16 protein-coding genes are annotated in these 17,735 nt (G+C 64.0%); 13 read left to right on the top strand and 3 right to left on the bottom strand.

The genetic code is table 11. The features are described from left to right. Nucleotides 1–14 precede the first annotated feature (14 nt). The 5 genes from O4220_RS08155 (at nt 15) to O4220_RS08135 (ending at nt 8,890) form a co-directional block, all read left to right on the top strand. Entirely contained in the window at nt 15–1,526 is a 1,512-nt protein-coding gene (locus tag O4220_RS08155) for an APC family permease (RefSeq protein WP_269603142.1), read from the top strand. A 12-nt stretch (nt 1,527–1,538) separates the two neighbouring features. Continuing rightward, nucleotides 1,539–3,086: a GMC family oxidoreductase gene (locus O4220_RS08150; RefSeq protein WP_269603141.1), complete on the top strand. Its 1,548-nt coding sequence runs from the start codon at nt 1,539–1,541 to the stop codon at nt 3,084–3,086. A 70-nt stretch (nt 3,087–3,156) separates the two neighbouring features. Further along, nucleotides 3,157–4,998: a putative nucleotidyltransferase substrate binding domain-containing protein gene (locus O4220_RS08145; RefSeq protein WP_269603589.1), complete on the top strand. Its 1,842-nt coding sequence runs from the start codon at nt 3,157–3,159 to the stop codon at nt 4,996–4,998. Nucleotides 4,999–5,022: 24 nt separating this feature from the next. Next, nucleotides 5,023–7,701 (top strand): MGH1-like glycoside hydrolase domain-containing protein, encoded by a 2,679-nt coding sequence (locus O4220_RS08140; RefSeq protein WP_269603140.1) that lies wholly within the window; start codon nt 5,023–5,025, stop codon nt 7,699–7,701. An 82-nt stretch (nt 7,702–7,783) separates the two neighbouring features. Continuing rightward, nucleotides 7,784–8,890, top strand: coding sequence for an alcohol dehydrogenase catalytic domain-containing protein (locus O4220_RS08135; RefSeq protein WP_269603139.1), 1,107 nt, complete (start codon nt 7,784–7,786; stop codon nt 8,888–8,890). Between the two features lie 3 nt (nt 8,891–8,893). Here the strand turns inward: O4220_RS08135 and O4220_RS08130 are convergent, their stop codons facing one another. Then, complete coding sequence (locus O4220_RS08130; RefSeq protein WP_269603138.1) at nt 8,894–9,682, bottom strand: ABC transporter ATP-binding protein; 789 nt, start codon at nt 9,680–9,682, stop codon at nt 8,894–8,896. Between the two features lie 94 nt (nt 9,683–9,776). Here O4220_RS08130 and dapB point away from each other — a divergent pair, with 94 nt between their 5' ends. The 4 genes from dapB to O4220_RS08110 are packed head-to-tail and all read left to right on the top strand — an operon-like array spanning nt 9,777 to nt 12,384. Further along, the gene (gene dapB, locus O4220_RS08125) at nt 9,777–10,535 is read left to right on the top strand and encodes a 4-hydroxy-tetrahydrodipicolinate reductase (RefSeq protein WP_269603137.1); all 759 of its coding nucleotides are present in this window, start codon (nt 9,777–9,779) and stop codon (nt 10,533–10,535) included. Nucleotides 10,536–10,585: 50 nt separating this feature from the next. Further along, entirely contained in the window at nt 10,586–11,005 is a 420-nt protein-coding gene (locus O4220_RS08120; protein ID WP_269603587.1) for a hypothetical protein, read from the top strand. A 6-nt stretch (nt 11,006–11,011) separates the two neighbouring features. Next, nucleotides 11,012–11,464: a flavodoxin family protein gene (locus tag O4220_RS08115; RefSeq protein WP_269603136.1), complete on the top strand. Its 453-nt coding sequence runs from the start codon at nt 11,012–11,014 to the stop codon at nt 11,462–11,464. A gap of 17 nt (nt 11,465–11,481) precedes the next feature. Beyond that, nucleotides 11,482–12,384, top strand: coding sequence for an alpha/beta hydrolase (locus O4220_RS08110; protein WP_269603135.1), 903 nt, complete (start codon nt 11,482–11,484; stop codon nt 12,382–12,384). Between the two features lies 1 nt (nt 12,385). Here the strand turns inward: O4220_RS08110 and O4220_RS08105 are convergent, their stop codons facing one another. Then, nucleotides 12,386–12,805: a hypothetical protein gene (locus tag O4220_RS08105; protein WP_269603134.1), complete on the bottom strand. Its 420-nt coding sequence runs from the start codon at nt 12,803–12,805 to the stop codon at nt 12,386–12,388. A 186-nt stretch (nt 12,806–12,991) separates the two neighbouring features. Between O4220_RS08105 and O4220_RS08100 the strand changes: the two genes are divergently transcribed. From O4220_RS08100 to zwf, 4 genes are read left to right on the top strand one after another with little or no spacing between them, the layout of a single operon-like run. After that, nucleotides 12,992–14,362: an OFA family MFS transporter gene (locus tag O4220_RS08100; protein ID WP_269603133.1), complete on the top strand. Its 1,371-nt coding sequence runs from the start codon at nt 12,992–12,994 to the stop codon at nt 14,360–14,362. Further along, complete coding sequence (locus tag O4220_RS27895) at nt 14,359–14,475, top strand: MFS transporter small subunit (RefSeq protein ID WP_420030340.1); 117 nt, start codon at nt 14,359–14,361, stop codon at nt 14,473–14,475. The genes O4220_RS08100 and O4220_RS27895 overlap by 4 nt, the downstream gene beginning before the upstream one ends. 35 nt (nt 14,476–14,510) lie before the next feature. Next, nucleotides 14,511–15,719, top strand: coding sequence for a winged helix-turn-helix domain-containing protein (locus O4220_RS08095; RefSeq protein ID WP_269603132.1), 1,209 nt, complete (start codon nt 14,511–14,513; stop codon nt 15,717–15,719). 47 nt (nt 15,720–15,766) lie between these two features. Further along, nucleotides 15,767–17,221 (top strand): glucose-6-phosphate dehydrogenase, encoded by a 1,455-nt coding sequence (gene zwf / locus O4220_RS08090; protein WP_269603131.1) that lies wholly within the window; start codon nt 15,767–15,769, stop codon nt 17,219–17,221. Between the two features lie 5 nt (nt 17,222–17,226). Here the strand turns inward: zwf and O4220_RS08085 are convergent, their stop codons facing one another. Then, nucleotides 17,227–17,700, bottom strand: coding sequence for a hypothetical protein (locus O4220_RS08085; protein WP_269603130.1), 474 nt, complete (start codon nt 17,698–17,700; stop codon nt 17,227–17,229). Nucleotides 17,701–17,735: the final 35 nt, after the last annotated feature.

Below are 17,735 nucleotides of genomic sequence, written 5' to 3'. Positions count from 1 at the left end.
GAAAGGCCACAGACATGGCATTACTGAACGACAATTCGAGCGGGATGGACGATTTCGGGTACAAGGAATCGCTGGACCGCAGTCTCGGCAAATTCGCCAGCTTCGCCGCAGGCGTCAGTTACATCTCGATTCTCACCGGCACGTTCCAGCTGTTCTACTTCGGTTTCGGGACCGCCGGGCCGGCGTACCTGTGGTCGTGGCCTGCGGTCTTCGTAGGTCAGCTCTGCGTGGCACTGTGCTTCATGGAACTCGCCGCCAAGTATCCGGTGGCTGGATCGGTATACAACTGGGCGAAGCTGTTGGGCCGCAGAATCGTCGGGTGGTCGGCGGGTTGGCTGATGCTCACGGCATCGATCGTGACGCTGGCCGCTGTCGCCCTCGCTCTGCAGCTGAATTTGCCACGCATCTGGAGCGGATTTCAGATCATCGGTGACGGCAGTGGTGCCCGAGATTTCGCGGCCAATGCAGTGCTGCTCGGTGCGATTCTGATCGCCATCACCACCACGATCAACGCGCTGGGCGTTCGACTGATGGCGATGATCAACAGTGCGGGTGTGTTCATCGAACTCATTGCGGCCGTTCTCATCGCGATCTTGCTCGCGGCCAACATCACTCGGGGGCCCGAGGTGTTCTTCTCCGCCAACGGCTACGGAGCCGGCGAGAGCGGCGGCTACCTCGGTGCCTTCCTGGTCGCGTCGCTGGCGTCGGGCTACGTCATGTACGGATTCGACACCGCGAGCTCGCTCGGTGAAGAAACCGTCGAACCCCGGCGCACCGCTCCCAAAGCGATCTTTCGCGCCATCCTCGCCTCGTTCGTCATCGGTGGAGCCATCCTGGTGTTCGCCGTCATGGCCGCGCCGGACCTGAACGATCCTGCCCTCGGCAGCCCCGACGGCAGCCTGCAGTCCATCGTCGAATCGGTGATGTGGGGCCCGCTGGGCACCGTCTTCCTCATCTGCATCGTCATCGCTGTGTTCGTCTGCTCACTGGCAGTGCACACCGCGGCGATCCGGCTCACGTTCGCCATGGCGCGAGACAACGCGTTGCCCTTCGGCGAGAGCCTGGCCAAGGTGAATCCGAAGACCCAGACCCCGGTGGTGCCCGCGGTGACGATCGGCGTGCTGGCCATCGTCATTCTCGTCGTCAACATCGGTCAGCCGCAGATCTTCACGGTCCTCACCTCGATCGCGATCATCATGATCTACCTCGCGTATCTGATGGTCACCGGACCACTGTTGGTCAAGCGCATCAAAGGCGAGTGGCCGCCGGAGGATCTGAAGCCCGGTGGTTACTTCACGATGGGTAGGTTCGGCCTGCCGGTCAACATTGCGGCAGTGGTGTGGGGCGCAGGGATGGCGATCAACCTCGCCTGGCCGCGCGAGGCCGTGTACGGCACCCCCTGGTACAACACGTTCGGTGCGTTCGTGTACATCGGCGGCATCCTGGGCGTAGGCCTGCTGTGGTACGCAGTCAAGGGGCGCAAGCACATCGGCACTCTGAAATCACATGCCTCCACGGGCAACTAGAAGGAGCGTGCAGTGACAGACACCCAGTTCGATTACGTCGTCGCGGGAGGTGGCACGGCGGGGTGCGTCCTGGCCGCGCGGCTGAGCGAGGATCCTTCTGTCAGCGTCTGCCTCGTCGAGGCAGGGCCAACCGACGTCGGCGACAAGGCAATCCTGGAACTCGTCGAGTGGATGCATCTGCTCGACTCCGGATACGACTGGGACTACCCCGTCGAGCCGCAGGAACGTGGCAACAGCTTCATGCGGCATGCGCGCGCAAAAGTGCTCGGCGGTTGCTCCTCGCACAACTCCTGCATCGCTTTTCATCCGCCCGCCGAAACTCTCGACGATTGGGCCGCGGCCGGCGCGACGGGCTGGGGCGCGTCGGACATCCTGCCGTTCGTCGCGCGCGTGGAGAACAACGACACCGGCCGTGGACACGACGGCCCCGTGCGAATCCGCGATGTGCCGCCGAACGATCCGTGCGGTGCGGCAGTGCTCGAATCGGCCGCCGGGGTAGGTCTTCCCACAGTCGCATTCAACCGCGGAACGCCTGTACTCAACGGTGCGGGTTGGTTTCAGATCAATGCGGGTGAGGACGGCTCGCGTATGTCGACCTCGCATGCGTACCTGCACCCGATCATCGGATCGCGGCCCAACCTCGAGGTGCGCACCGACTGCTGGATCAGCGAGATTCTGATCGACGAGTCACTGACCGCGACGGGTGTGCGGTACCAACGTCCCGACCTGACCGGCTACGACACCGTCTCGGCGCGTCGGGAAGTGATCGTCACTGCCGGTGCCATCGACACTCCGAAGTTGTTGATGCTCTCGGGAATCGGACCGGCGGCTCAGCTGCAGGAGATGGGAATCACCGTTCGGGTCGATTCACCCGGAGTGGGCGAGAACCTCGACGACCACGTCGAAGGACTGGTGTTCTGGGAGGCGAGCAAGCCGATGGTCACCACTTCCTCGCAGTGGTGGGAAATCGGCGTGTTCGCGCAGACCGACTCGTCGCTGAACTATCCCGACGTCATGATGCATTACGGCAGTGTGCCGTTCGACATGAACACCCTCCGCTGGGGCTATCCGACCACCGACAACGGCTTCTGTCTTACGCCCAACGTGACCCAGGGGCGCTCGCGCGGCACTGTTCGATTGCGCAGCAGGGACTTTCGTGACCGCGCCAAGGTGGATCCGCGCTATTTCACCGACCCGGACGGCCACGACGACGCGGTGATGCTTGCCGGTCTGAAGCTGGCTCGTCGCATCGCAGCCGACGGACCGATGGCCGGGTGGATCGAACGCGAACTCGCCCCGGGGCCCGAGGCCGTCACCGACGACGACCTGCTCGACTACGTGCACAAGACGCACAACACGGTCTATCACCCGGCCGGAACTGCCCGGATGGGATCGGTGGACGACACGATGGCCGTGCTGGATCCCGAGTTGCGCGTCAAGGGAATCTCACGTCTTCGCGTCGTCGACGCGTCGGCGATGCCGAAGCTGCCGTACGTCAATCCCAACATCACGGTGATGACCATGGCGGAGAAATGCGCCGACCTGATTCGTGGCGGATAGACCGGCGCTTACCGAGTTCCTCGGTGCGCACCCACCGTTCCAGGGCGCGCCGCCGGCTGTGCTGGCCGAGATGGCCGCAGCAGCCGTCGAACGCGAGTACGGCAGTGGTGCATGGGTTGTGGACCGTTCACCGATGGATGCCTCGGCCGATGCCGACACCGTGTGGGTGGTGCGTACCGGGCGTGTGGTGATCACGCACCCGGACGACACCTCGCGCACCGACGTTCCCATCGACACGATAGGTCCCGGTGGGGTATTCGGATTCTCGGCGCTGCTCTCCGGTGGCACCGTCGAATTCTGTGCGCGCGCTACCGAACCGAGTGTCGTTCTGCAGTTGCCCGGTGCGCTGGTTCGGCCGTTGTTCGCAACGCCCACCGGTCTGGCGTTCCTGGCCGATGCCGTCAACTCCTCTTCTGCATACCGTGGGGGACCGGTGGAGGGCAGCGCCGGCCGGACCGTCGGTGAATTGGTCTCTGCGCCTGCGGTGTTCACCTCCGCCGGTACCACTGTTCGAGATGCCGTCCGGCACATGACCGAGCAGGGCAGCTCGTATGTCCTTATTCCGCTGCGAGGGTCGCGCCACGGCATCTTCACCGACCGAGACCTCCGAGTTCGCGTGGTGGCCGCCGGGATCGGCGTCGATACTCCCATCGAGAAGGTGATGACGTCGCCCGCCGAGACCGTCACGGCGGACCGACTTGCCGGCACCGTCCTGATGGACATGCTCGAGCTGGGGCTGCGGCACATGCCCGTGCTGTCCGATCGGGGCGAGGTTCTCGGTGTCGTCGAGGATTCCGATCTGCATGCTGCGTCCACCCGTCGCAGCTTCGTGGTCCGCCGGGCAGTGACGTCCGCAGCGACCTCCGCCGAACTCGCCGACGCAGGAAAGCTCGTCCCGCGCTTGGTGGTGGATCTGTTCCGAGGCGGCACCGACGCCATGGCGGTCAGCGCGATCCTGTCCGTCGTGGTCGACAGCCTCGTCCGCCGTGCCGTCGAGATCGAGTGGTCGGCGCGGCCGGAAGTGCCGCGCGACCGGTTCGCCTGGATCACCCTCGGCAGTGTGGCGCGTCGGGAAGCCATGCCGTCCTCGGACGTCGACAGTGCATTGACCTGGTCCGACACCACCGCGGACCCCGGCACGCGAGGGACATCGAACGCGGTGCCGCGAACCCGCGACGAGGCGCTGATGGACTTGGCCGCCCGCGTGCACGTGAGCCTGGACGGTGCCGGACTGCCGTCGGACACCAACGGCGCGGTCGCGAGTTCGCCCCGATTCGCACGCTCGGCCGGGCAGTGGGAAAGGGCCGCAGCTCACTGGCTCAGCAACCCCTTCGGTGACCGTGGCAATCCGGCAGAAGACTCCGGCCTGATCATGTCCTCACTGATGATCGACGGAAGAGTGGTGTGGGGCCCGAGGGAGCTGAACACCGTTCCCGAGGCCTATCGCCGACTCCTGGTCGAGCACCCGGACGCATTGCGGTTGCAACTGCGTGACGCGTTGGCGGGCCGGGCCCGGCTGCGCTCGCTGCGAGACGTACTGGCTCGGCGCGGCGGCACGTTCGACCTCAAAGCTCACGCTTTGACCCCCATCGTCAACCTCGCTCGCTGGGGTGGGCTCTCGGTCGGCATGGCCGCCGCCTCGACCCCGGCACGACTCGCGGCCGCGTCGGGCAACGGGATGCTCTCCGACGATGATGTTTCGGCACTCACCGAAGTGTTCGCCCTGCTTCAACGCTTGCGGCTGGCGCATCAGATCGATCAGATCACCGCCGGCCACCGGCCCGGTGATGTGCTGGTCATGGCCGATCTGTCACCCCTGGAGCGCAGTCTGCTCACCGACGGAGTGCGAGAGATCGCCGCGGTGCAACGCCGGGTCGGGTACCTGGCTGCCAATGTCGGCGTGCATCGCTGACCGCCAACGACCAGACTGTGTGCCGTGACCACCAATCCCGTGAGCGTTCCCACCCCGTCCACCGTCGAGCACTCTCGGTTGGCGGAATCACCCGGCGTCAGCGGCCCGTGGCGTCAGTGGGGGCCGTACCTGGCAGGACGCCAGTGGGGCACGGTGCGCGAGGACTACTCGGAGGACGGAAACGCCTGGGCGTCGTTCCCGTTCGATCAGGCGCACAAGCGGGCCTACCGCTGGGGTGAGGACGGCATCGGCGGAATCTGTGATCGCTTCGGGTTCCTCAATTTTTCGTTCGCGCTGTGGAATCGCAAAGACCCGATTCTCAAGGAACGGCTGTTCGGTCTGGCCAACGAGGAGGGCAATCACGGCGAGGACGTCAAGGAGTACTTCTGGGCGGTCGACGGAACACCGACGCACAGTTGGATGCAGTGGCTCTACCGCTATCCGCATGCGGAGTATCCGTATGCCGTGCTGCGAGAGGAGAATTCACGTCGCGGTCGGGACGACCGCGAGTACGAGCTGGCCGACACCGGCATCCTCGACGAGAACAGGTTCTTCGACGTGCAGGTCACGTACGCGAAGGCCTCACCCGACGACATCTGCATTACCATTTCCATCACCAACAACGGTCCCGAGTCGGCGTCGGTCGATCTGCTGCCGCACCTGTGGTTGCGCAACACGTGGTCGTGGGGACGCGACGACCGCGGTGGTTCGTTGGCTCAGTTGACTCGACCCGACCTGCTGGCCGGTGGTCTCGAGGCCATCGCCGTCGACCATGGATTTCTGGGGCGTTACTACCTCAGTGCCGAGGGCGCGCCTGCAGTTCTGTTCTGCGACAACGAAACCAACGCCGAAGCGCTGTGGGGGCAGGAGAACGTCTCGGCCTATCCCAAGGATGCAATCGGGCGGCGGGTCGTCGACGGCGACGTCGATGCCGTCAACCCCGAGCAGACCGGAACGAAGGCTGCTTTCTGGTATCGGTTCGACGACATCGCCCCCGGCGCAACGGAATCGGTGAAACTGCGCCTGTCGCCCAACCGGCCGGACGAGCAGACGTTCGGGACCGGATTCGACGCGGTCAACGTCGATCGTCAGGTGGAGGCGGACGAGTTCTACGGCGCAGTGATCGGTGCGGAGCTCACCGACACCGATCGGCACGTGGCACGGCGCGCCTACGCCGGACTGTTGTGGACGAAGCAGCTCTACCGGTACGACGTCGAAGAGTGGATCGAAGGCGACAAGGTGGGGGCACCGGCCCCGGAATCGAGGCAGGACCCGGGCGGTCGTAATGCGCACTGGCGGCACCTCGCGTTGGCCGATGTGATTTCGATGCCCGACGAGTGGGAGTACCCCTGGTTTGCGGCCTGGGACCTGGCCTTTCATGCGATTCCGCTGGCGCACGTGGACGCCGATTTCGCCAAGGAACAGTTGGTTCTGATGTGCCGAGAATGGGCCATGCACCCCAACGGCCAACTCCCGGCGTACGAATGGGAGTTCGGCGATGTCAATCCACCCGTGCATGCGTGGGCTGCGTGGCACGTCTACCGCATCGACGGTTACCGCGACCGAGAATTCCTGGTTCGAGTGTTCACCAAGCTGCTGCTCAATTTCGCGTGGTGGGTCAACCGCAAGGACTCCGAGGGGTCCAACATCTTCGAGGGCGGATTCCTCGGGATGGACAACATCGGATTGTTCAACCGATCCGCACCGCTGCCCCCGGGGTTTCGCCTCGAACAGTCCGATGCAACGAGTTGGATGGCGTTCTACTGCCAGCAGATGTTCAAGATCGCCTTGGAGCTGGCTCGGCACGACAGCGCCTGGGACGACGTCGCAACCAAGTTCTTCTCGCACTTCCTCTCGATCGCTAAAGCGGTCAATTCGTTCGGCTCACAGCATATTTCGTTGTGGCACGAAGAGGACGGGTTCTTCTACGACGTCCTCGTCCAACCCGAGGGCGACGCGGTGCCGATGCGCGTCCGGTCCATGGTGGGTCTACTGCCCATCCTCGGTGCCACCGAAATCCCGCCGTGGGTCGAGGAAGAATGCCCCGATCTCACCGCCCGCCTCCGGTGGATCCAGCGTCGGCGACCCGAGATGGTCAGTCCGCTGCTGGCGCGGCGTGAGGGTGGCGAGGTGCGAATGTTGCTCACGCTCGTCCAGCCCGAGCGGCTGAAGCGAATACTCGCGCGCATGTTCGATTCCGAGGAGTTTCTGTCTCAGTTCGGAATTCGATCGCTCTCGGCCTCGTATCGCGAACCGGTCACCTTCGACGTCGACGGCCGAAGCCTGTCGATCGAGTACGAACCGGGGGAGTCGCGCACCGGAATGTTCGGCGGCAATTCCAATTGGCGGGGTCCGGTGTGGTTCCCCGTCAACGTGCTGCTGGCCGACAAGCTGCGCGCCTACGGTCGGTACTACGGCGACTCGTTCACCATCGAGATCCCCACCGGCTCGGGCAACCACCGCACCCTCACCGACGCTGCGGATTTGATCGACAACGGTCTCGCCGGACTGTTCCGACCGGTGGACGGCAAGAGGCCGGCCGACGGCAACCGCATCGAATCCAGCCTCGACCCACTGTGGAGCGAGCATCCCAGCTTCAACGAGTACTTCGACGGGGACACCGGCGAGGGTCTCGGTGCCACCCACCAAACGGGGTGGACTGCGCTGGTTGCGCACCTGCTCAGGCCACGTCTGCCGCTGTAGTGCGCTACGCGCAGTGGTGCGATCGAGTGCCCTCCACGGCACTTTTTCACACCACTGCGGCGCAGCCGCATAGTCTGGCGGGATGAAGATTCGCGGCGCAGTACTCGAAGAAATCGGCCGATCTCGTCCCTTCGCGGACTCTCATCCCATTACCGTCTCCGACCTCGAGCTCGGGTCACCGGGCGACGGCGAACTGCTGATCAGAATCGAAGCCGCGGGGCTGTGTCACTCGGACCTGTCGGTGGTCGACGGCAATCGAGTTCGTCCGGTCCCGATGCTGCTCGGCCACGAGGCCGCGGGCCGCGTCGAGGAAGTGGGCGTTGGCGTCGACGACATAGCAGTCGGGACCCGTGTGGTGATGACGTTCCTGCCGCGCTGCGGTGACTGCGCCGGGTGTGCAACCGACGGCCAGATGCCCTGCGTCGTGGGAAGCGCGTCGAACAATGCCGGCACGTTGCTCGGCGGAGGCATAAAATTGCACCGCGACGGTGCCGAGATCAAGCATCACCTCGGAGTCTCCGGATTTGCGACACACGCTGTGGTCAGCCGGAAGTCGGTGGTGCCGGTGGACGACGACATCCCAGCCGATATCGCGGCCGTCCTCGGTTGTGCGGTACTGACCGGCGGCGGGGCGGTGCTCAACGCCGGAACTCCGAAGCCCGGGCAGTCGGTGATGGTGGTCGGCCTCGGCGGAGTAGGCATGGCGGCGGTACTGACGGCAGTATCGGTCGGTGCCGGTGAGGTGATCGGTGTCGACGGCGTCCCGGACAAACTGTCCACCGCGACCGATCTCGGTGCGACACAGGTCTACTCACCCGCGGAGCTTGCAGAGAAGGGCATCAAGGCCGACATCGTGATCGAGGCCGCAGGCAATGCCCGCGCGTTCGAGACTGCAGTCGCGGCAACCGCTCCCGGGGGAAAGACCATCACCGTCGGACTTCCCGCACCCGACGCCCGCTCGTCCATCTCGCCTTTGGGTCTGGTGGCGGAAGCGCGCACGATCATCGGCAGCTACCTGGGATCCGCCGTGCCGGCACGCGACATCCCCACGTACGCCCAGATGTGGCGCGAGGGTCGGCTTCCCGTCGAGAAGCTGATCTCCTCGCGTATCACGTTGGACGAGATCAACCGCGGCATGGACGAATTGGCCGACGGTAACGCGATCCGTCAGGTCATCGTCTTCGACTGAGCATCAGCTCTGCGAGGCCGTGGCCACCCAACGGCCACGTTGCTTCGAGATCTCGATGGGATGATCGAAACAGACACTGATGTTCTCGGTGGTCAGCACAGTGTCGACAGACCCTTGCGCCAGTACTTTTCCGTTACGGACCAAGAGCGCGTGCGTGGTCGAGACCGGAATTTCCTCGAGGTGGTGCGTCACCAGGATGCTCGCCAGGTTCGGGTGCTCGGACCGCAGTGAGTCGAGCGCACTCAGGAGTTGTTCGCGGGCAGCGAGATCGAGTCCGGTGGCGGGCTCGTCGAGCAGCAACACCGCGGGGTCGGGGAGCAGGGCGCGCGCGATGAGCGCTCGGCCGCGTTCTCCCTGCGAGAGCGTGTGCCATGACGCCTCGGTGCGATGGGCGACGCCGAGGGACTCGATCAGCCGGTGAGCGCGGGCGATCTCGTTCTCGGTGGCCGACCATCTCGGGATCAGGTCGGGAGTGTTGGTCAGCCCGGTCAGTACCACCTGGAACAACGTCAGCGGAGCGTCGATCCTCAGCCGTGGATCGACGTGGCCGATGTGCGTGCGCAATTCCCGCATGTCCACCCGGCCGAGGCGATGCCCCAGAACGTGTACGGCACCGTGGGTGGGATGGACGATGGCTCCCAGCAAGCTGAGCAGGGTGCTCTTACCGGCACCGTTGGCACCGAGCAACACCCAGTGCTCGCCCTCGTCGACCCTCATCGTGGCGTCGCTGAGCAGGTATCGGCCCCCGCGGACCAGATCGACTCGGTCGGCGAACAGAACAGTGGACGTCACCGAACGACCGTAGCTGCCGGTGCGGACCACCGGGAAAGTAGGCTCTGAGGTCGGTAGGGCCTCGAGACGACGAAGAAACGAGTGTGGGTACGACGTGAGTGCAACGGCACCTGTTCGAGTAGGGGTACTGGGATCGCGAGGCAAGGTCGGGCAGGCTATTTGTGCAGCTGTCGAGGCAGCCGACGACCTCGAGCTCGTGGCAACCGTCGACCAAGGCGATCCGCTGGCGAACCTGGTAGACAGCGGTGCCCAGGTGGTCGTGGATTTCACCCACCCCGATGTGGTGATGGACAACCTTCAGTTCCTCATCGAGCACGGCATCCACGCTGTTGTCGGCACCACCGGTTTCGACGAGCTGCGGCTCGAGCAGGTACGTGAATGGTTGGCCGGGTCGCCGGAAACGGGAGTGTTGATCGCCCCGAACTTCGCCATCGGCGCAGTGTTGTCGATGCGCTTCGCTCAGCAGGCCGCTCGGTTCTTCGATTCGGTCGAGGTGATCGAACTGCATCACCCCAACAAGGCCGACGCGCCGTCGGGCACGGCGTATCGCACCGCCGCGCTGATCGCGGAAGCGCGTGCTGCCGCAGGCACTGCGCCCAGCCCCGATGCGACGACGACCGAACTGGACGGCGCACGCGGCGCGGATGTCGACGGGGTGCGTGTGCATTCGATCAGGCTCGCAGGACTTGTTGCGCATCAAGAGGTTCTGCTGGGGACCCAGGGCGAGACGCTGAGCATCCGACACGACTCGCTGGACCGTACGTCGTTCGCTCCGGGCGTGCTCCTCGGAGTCCGAGAGATCGCCGCCCGACCAGGGCTGACCGTCGGTCTCGACCCGCTACTGGATCTGTGAGCTGATCGACTGTGAACAAAGCGACCAAAGTCGTCGCCATCATCGCGGTGATGGTGCTGATCCTCGGCTTCTACTTCTTCCTGCTCGGCCAGCGCGGGGTAACTCTGATTCAGAACGGCGGGGTGGCCAGTATCGCTCTGGGGATCGGGGTCATCCTCCTGCCGATCGTCGGATTGTGGATCGTGTGGGCGACGCTCAAAGCGGGTTTCGACCATCAGCGGCTGGCGTCACGCATGCGGGAGGAGGGCCTCGAACTCGACGTCGACGACCTCCCGCGGATGCCGTCGGGACGAATCGAACGCGACGCCGCCGACGAGCTGTTCCAGCAGATCAAGGCCGAGTGGGAAGAGGATCCGGACAACTGGCGAAGCTCGTACCGGCTTGCGCGGGCATACGACTATGCGGGTGATCGCGGGCGAGCTCGCGAGACCATGAAACGCGCGGTGGAGCTGGAACGAGCCGAGAGCTGACGGTCGATGACGCGCACTCTGCTGGTCGTTCACCACACTCCGAGCCCGCTCACACGTGAGTTGCTCGAGGCCGTTCTCGCCGGCGCACGTGATCCCGAGATCACCGGTGTGGACGTGCGCAGTGTGCCTGCTCTCGGCGCGACAGTCCCGGATGTGCTCGATGCCGACGGTTTCCTCTTCGGCACGCCTGCCAATTTCGGATACATGAGCGGGGCGCTCAAGCACTTCTTCGACACCGTCTACTACCCGTGCCTGGACGCCGTCGCCGGAAAGCCCTATGGCGCATGGATTCACGGCAACAACGATACGGTGGGTGCCGCACGCGGGGTCGAGACCATCGCGTCGGGCTGGGGATTGGAGAAGGTGTTCGGCACCCTGCACCTCGCCGACGGAGGCAAGGCAGCTCGCGAACGCTGCTACGAACTGGGCGGCACGGTCTCGGCCGGACTGTCCGACTGACGGATAGTGTTTCGGCCATGGATTTCGACCGATACCTCCGTTTTCTGCCAGAGCAGTATCGGACGGAGTTCGGCAGTCCCGAGTCGACATACTGGACGTGGCGCGACACGACTGTTCACGTGGCGCGCGCGGTCAGGCCCGAATCGAAGGTCCGAGTGTTGGCTCTGCACGGAGCGGGCGGCTACTCGGGCCTGTTGTGGCCGTACGCCGCGATTGCGGCCCGTGAGGGATTCGAGGTGATCTGTCCCGACCTGCCCTTGTACGGAGACACCGTCGTCCCTGATCCATCGGCAGTGCGTTACGGAGACTGGCTCGATCTTCTGTGCGACCTCGTCGTCGCGGAGAAGTCGATCGACAACCGCCCGTTGATTCTGCTCGGTGCAAGCATGGGCGGCATGCTCGCCTACGAGGTTGCGCACCGAACGGCGTTGGTGGACAGGGTGATCGCCACGTGCCTGCTCGACCCTGCCGATGTGCATGCTCGTCGGGCTGCCGCCCGCTTCGCCATCCTGGGCGGACCCGCACCCCAGCTGCTGCGGGCGGTGTCATCGGTGGCGGGTCGGGTTCGTGTTCCCGTCCGGTGGATGGCCGACATGGCGAACATGAGTCTGAACTCCGAACTGTCGAACCTGTGCGCTGGCGACCCCAAGGGTGGAGGGGTGCGGGTTCCCGTCGGCTTTCTCGCCGACTTCTTCGGTTACGCGCACACCCGGCCCGAAGAGTACGACGGCCCATCGGTCTTGCTGACCCATCCCGCCGAGGACCGATGGACGCCGCCGCAGGTCAGTATCCGATTCCTGCAACGCATCCGGGCAGAAACCGAGACCGTGATGCTCGACGGGTGCGGTCATCTGCCCGTGGAGGAACCCGGGTTGACGCAGCTGGCCGATTCGCTGAGGTCTGTTCTCGAAAGCTGTTGACTCAGTCGGAATCGGCGGGGGAGTGGGGTCGCAGAACGTCGTCGGCCGGGATCGACAACGGAATTTCGAGAAGTCGTTCCGGCCAACTCGGGTACGCGGGTCTGATCCACACTCGGTTGTCGTCGAGTTGCGTCATCAATACCCGACGCCACTGCCAATCGTCTTGCGGGGTGAGGAGATCGGTCTCGATCTGCAGAGGCAGCGGGGCTTTCGTCCAGTGCGGCAACGACAGTGATGCCAGTCCGCGTTCTTCCAGGGCGGCAATCGCGTCCTCCAACGACACACCCTGCGCAACAGTGATTCCCACCGGATTGACGGCATCGACCAGGTAGCCCTCGTCGTGTTCGTCGTGCGGAGTCGACCCACTCGAGTTGTGTGCGACAGTCCACCCGATCACCTCGCCGTCCGAGGCTCGCTTCACCGGCAATCTACTCCGCCATCGTTCGATATCCACTGTCCCTAGATTACGCGGCCCCGAGGATACCCGGCTCGATGTAGTGAGTTCGGTGAAGAAACTATGTCCGATTGTGAGCAGGCCGGGCGGTGCTCGTGTTTGACTGCAGGAGATAGTTGATGTTTGTACCGCTCTCGATACCAAGGGATTTCGATGACCCTCCCCATTCTCGACCGCTCCAGAATCGTTGCTACGCCCGAGTGGAGTCGCTGGTTGATACCGCCGGCAGCACTGTCGATCCACCTCGCGATCGGGTCTGCGTACGCATGGAGCGTATTCAAGAACGCCATCTCACAGCCCGATGCGCTGGGACTCAGCGGAACAGTCACCGCCATACCGTTTCAGCTCGCCATCGTGATGCTCGGCCTGTCGGCCGCGATCTTCGGGACCAGAGTGGAGAAGAACGGTCCGCGTTGGGCGATGGCCGTCTCTCTGGTCTTCTTCGTATCCGGACTGCTCATTTCCGCACTCGGCATGGCCCTCGGCCAGTTCTGGCTGGTGATCTTCGGGTACGGGTTCGTCGGCGGTATCGGCCTCGGAATCGGATACATCTCGCCCGTGTCGACGCTGATGAAGTGGTTCCCGGACCGGCCGGGAATGGCCACCGGTATCGCCATCATGGGCTTCGGCGGCGGTGCCCTGATCGCGTCACCGCTCACCAGCCAACTGATGGTGAACTTCGGCGGCTTCACCGATGGTTCGATCGCCAAGACGTTCCTGACGCTCGGCGTCGGTTACGCGGTGTTCATGGCACTGGGTGTCGCGTTGATCAGAGTGCCGGCCGAAGGATGGAAGCCTGCCGGATGGACCCCGCCGGCGTCGTCGGCGATGATTTCCACGCACAACGTGTCGGCCGCGAACGCCGTCAAGACCCCTCAGTTCTGGCTGTTGTGGGTGGTGTTGTGTTTCAACGTCACTGCCGGCATCGGAATTCTCGAGCGAGGCTCGGGTATCTATCAGGACTTCTTCCCCGACGCCACCTCGCCGGAGTCTCTGGCTGCTGCGGCCGCCGGTTTCGTTGCCTTCCTCTCGTTGACGAACATGATCGGACGGTTCGTCTGGTCGTCGGTCTCCGATGCGGTGGGCCGCAAGAACATCTACCGGATGTACCTGGGCGTCGGCGCGTTGCTCTACCTGTACATCGCACTGTTCACCAACACGAACAAGATCCTCTTCATGGTGTCGGCACTGTTGATCCTGTCGTTCTACGGCGCGGGATTCGCAACCGTTCCGGCCTATCTCAAGGACCTCTTCGGCACCTACCAGGTGGGCGCAATTCACGGACGACTGCTCACCGCATGGTCGGTTGCAGGTGTTCTGGGGCCGTTGATCGTCAACGCCATCGCCGACGCCGGAGAACCGGGAACCACCGGCCGATACCTCCCGGCCTTCTACGTGATGATCGGATTGTTGGTCGTCGGGTTCCTGGCGAACGAAGCCATCAAACCGGTGGCGTCGAAATTCCACGAATCCGATTCGGCCCAGCCCGCCGATTCCACGACCTCGACAGGAGCGAAGGCATGACCACGGCGCGAATGCAGGGAACAATGGTGATCGCATGGCTGTGGGTGTCCGTGCCGTTCGCCTACGGACTGTACGAGCTGATCCTCAAAGCAAAGAATCTCTTCAGCACCTGAACCGCCGTGTCGGTGGGGCGTGACAGGGTGGTCCGATGCGAGACATGAGTGCTGCCATGGCGCGACGCACTGCTTTGGCCGCACAAGGTCTGGCTTCGCGTCGTACAAGGAGCGCCCCGGCCGGCCGAGCGGCGGTGCACGCCGCGATCGACACCACTGGGTTGTTGCAGATCGACTCGGTGTCGGTGGTGGTGCGCGCACACTACGCGCCGGTGTTCAGCCGTGTCGGTGCCTACGACAGGAAAGTCGTCGACGACGCCGCGTGGACCGACACCACTCGACGCCCCAGGCGGTTGGTCGAGTACTGGGCGCACGAGGCAGCGTTGCTGCCGGTGGAGGACTGGCCGCTGATGCGCTGGCGCATGGAGTTGTATCGACACGGTCGATGGGGTGGAGCGGCCCGCATTCTCGACCGTCAACCGACATTGGTGGACGATGTTCTCGCCGTGATCGGAGAGCACGGCGCGGCCAGTGCGGGTGAGATCGAGAAGCATCTGGACGTCGACAAACCCGGGCGCAAAGGTCCCTGGTGGGATCGAAGCGACGTCAAGGTCGTCTGCGAGCAACTCTTCGCTGCCGGCGTGGTGAGCGTGCCGGCGCGGTCCGGGTTCGTTCGGCAGTACGAACTCAGCGAACGGGTGCTTCCCGAACCCGTGCTGCACAGGCGTGTCGAAGAATCCGATGCGGTGCGGGCGCTGATCGAAAAGTCCTCTCGCGCACTGGGAATCGGTACCGAGCCGGACCTGCGCGATTACTATCGGCTCTCCCAGAAGCAGTCCAAGGCCGCGATCGCCGACCTGGTCGAGGACGGTGTTCTCGAGCAGGTGTCGGTCCGAGGATGGAATGCGCCGGCCTACGTCCATCGAGATGCCAGAACACCGCGAACCGCAACCGCGGCCGCCCTGCTGTGCCCGTTCGATCCGATGATTTTCTTCCGGCCGCGGGTGGAGCGAATCTTCGGGTTCCATTACCGCATCGAGATCTACACCCCGCAGCACAAGCGGATTCACGGTTACTACGTCTTTCCCTTCTTGCTCGACGGCCACTTGGTGGCACGTGTCGATCTCAAGGCCGTGCGGGCGCAATCCGAACTGCATGTCATCGCGGCCTACGTCGAGGGGGACCGCGACGCCCGCGACATTGCTCCACGACTGCGGGACGTTCTCCGGGAGATGGCCGACTGGCTCGAACTCGAACGTGTGGTGGTGGGGGAGCGCGGCGACCTCGTGGCAGCGTTGCGCTGAATTCTGCCGAAGTGCACGCCGGTGGAATCGGTGCCACTATTTCCACTGTGACTTCGCGCCGCACAGATACCGCCTCCGAACTTCCACCCCAGGTCGTCGTGCTGTTCGGGGCGACAGGAGACCTGGCCAAACGAAAACTCCTGTCCGGAATGATGCACCTGGCACTGTCCGATCTCGCGCCGAACATCCGCGTCGTCGGCACATCGCTCGAAGAGATGTCGACCGACGAATTCCGTGCTCTCGCTCGCGAATCGATCAACACCTACTCGAGTCGCAAAGTCGGAGAAGAGCAATGGAGTCGTTTCGCCTCGCGACTGACCTACGTGTCGCAGAAGGCAGGACCGGCGGCGCTGGGGGAGGCCGTGGCCGAGGCCGAGATCGAACTCGGAGGAAGCGCCAAACGACTGCACTACCTCTCCGTTCCGCCGAGAGCTGCACTTGCAGTGGTGGATACGCTCGCATCGGCCGATCTGGTGAAGCGTTCCCGGATCATCATGGAGAAGCCGTTCGGCACCGACCGCGAGAGCGCGATCGCCTTGAATGCACGGGTGCACGAAACGTTCGACGAGGACCAGATCTTCCGGATCGATCATTTTCTCGGGAAGGAACCGGCGCAGAACATCCTGGCGTTTCGTTTCGCCAACGGCTTGTTCGAGCCGATCTGGAACCGCAACTTCATCGATCACGTGCAGATCGACATACCGGAGAAGCTCGCCCTCGACGGTCGCGCAGGGTTCTACGAGTCCACCGGCGCGTACAAGGACATGGTGGTCACTCATCTGTTCCAGGTGCTGGCCTTCATGGCGATGGAACCGCCGACGGCACTCGAGCCCCGCGCGATCAGTGAAGAGAAGAACAAGGTTTTCCGGTCCATGGTGCCGCTGGAACCGAAAAACGTTGTGCGAGGGCAGTACACGGGATATCGATCGGAGGAAGGAGTGGCGCCCGATTCCGACACCGACACCTTCGTGGCTCTCAAATGCGAAATCGACAACTGGCGCTGGGCCGGTGTGCCGTTCTACCTCCGTAGCGGGAAACGTCTCGCCGAAGGCCAACGCATCATCTCGATAGCGTTCCGAGAGCCACCGAAGAGCATGTTCCCTGCCGGTTCCGGGGTCGGCGCTCAAGGCCCGGATCATCTGACCTTCGACCTGGCCGACGCATCCAAGGTCTCGTTGTCGTTCTACGGCAAGCGGCCCGGGCCCGGGATGCGCCTGGACAAACTCAGCATGCAGTTCGCCATTCACGAAACCGAACGCGCAGGCGACGTACTCGAGGCCTATGAGCGGTTGATTCTCGACGCCATGTACGGCGACCACACGCTCTTCACCACTGCCGAGGGCATCGAACGGCTGTGGCAGGTATCGGAGCCGTTGCTGGCAGATCCGCCTCCGGTGCGCCTGTACTCACCGGGATCCTGGGGTCCCAACGCAATTCATCAACTCATCGCGCCACACGCCTGGAGGCTCCCGTTCGAGCGGGAGTGGCGCGAGAAGAAGTAGCGCCCCTAATTGTTCCAGCCGCGATCCTTACGCATCTGATCACGCAGAGCGCCCTGAACCGCTTGTGACAACCACGAATTGAGAGATACACCGCTGTTGTTGGCGGCATCCTCGGCACGTTCCTTGATCTGTTCGACCAGCCGGAGCGTCACTCGTCGGACTTCGCCGGAGACGTCGTCCATCGTCGGGTAGTCCTCGGCTTCGGGTGCGTCGGTCACGCCCGTGTCCACAATCGGGATGTCGCGTCGTACATCGGCGTGCGCCGTGGGGCCGTCGAGGCGGACAGTGACGGTGTGACCGTCCAATTCGTTCGACACCTCGGCCGCGAAATCCGACAGCGCGGTCAGCAACATCAATCTGGCCGAGGCCTCCGCGGTCTTTCCGAGGGCCTCTGCCGTCTGCCGGGTGTGCTCGTCTCCCAGGGCCGCAGCCGCAAGAAGATCGGTGCGTAGTGACTCGGTGTACCTGTCCAGTTCCATGACGCCAGTGTGACGTCATTAATGACGTCAGTCAA

The organism is Rhodococcus ruber (assembly GCF_027270735.1).
In the GTDB taxonomy this organism is placed as follows: Bacteria; Actinomycetota; Actinomycetes; order Mycobacteriales; family Mycobacteriaceae; genus Rhodococcoides; species Rhodococcoides rubrum_A.
Note: the sequence above shows the minus strand (reverse complement) of the source record. Positions and strands in the feature narration are given on the sequence as shown.

Excerpts from the sequence above, each read along its gene's own strand:
- O4220_RS08135 (WP_269603139.1), top strand. The coding sequence starts at position 7,784 with ATGAAGATTCGCGGCGCAGTACTCGAAGAAATCGGCCGATCTCGTCCC.
- O4220_RS08145 (WP_269603589.1), top strand. The coding sequence starts at position 3,157 with ATGGCCGCAGCAGCCGTCGAACGCGAGTACGGCAGTGGTGCATGGGTT.
- O4220_RS08155 (WP_269603142.1), top strand. The coding sequence starts at position 15 with ATGGCATTACTGAACGACAATTCGAGCGGGATGGACGATTTCGGGTAC.
- O4220_RS08100 (WP_269603133.1), top strand. The coding sequence starts at position 12,992 with ATGACCCTCCCCATTCTCGACCGCTCCAGAATCGTTGCTACGCCCGAG.
- O4220_RS08095 (WP_269603132.1), top strand. The coding sequence starts at position 14,511 with ATGCGAGACATGAGTGCTGCCATGGCGCGACGCACTGCTTTGGCCGCA.
- O4220_RS08110 (WP_269603135.1), top strand. The coding sequence starts at position 11,482 with ATGGATTTCGACCGATACCTCCGTTTTCTGCCAGAGCAGTATCGGACG.
- O4220_RS08115 (WP_269603136.1), top strand. The coding sequence starts at position 11,012 with ATGACGCGCACTCTGCTGGTCGTTCACCACACTCCGAGCCCGCTCACA.
- O4220_RS08085 (WP_269603130.1), bottom strand. The coding sequence starts at position 17,700 with ATGGAACTGGACAGGTACACCGAGTCACTACGCACCGATCTTCTTGCG.
- O4220_RS08120 (WP_269603587.1), top strand. The coding sequence starts at position 10,586 with ATGGTGCTGATCCTCGGCTTCTACTTCTTCCTGCTCGGCCAGCGCGGG.
- O4220_RS27895 (WP_420030340.1), top strand. The coding sequence starts at position 14,359 with ATGACCACGGCGCGAATGCAGGGAACAATGGTGATCGCATGGCTGTGG.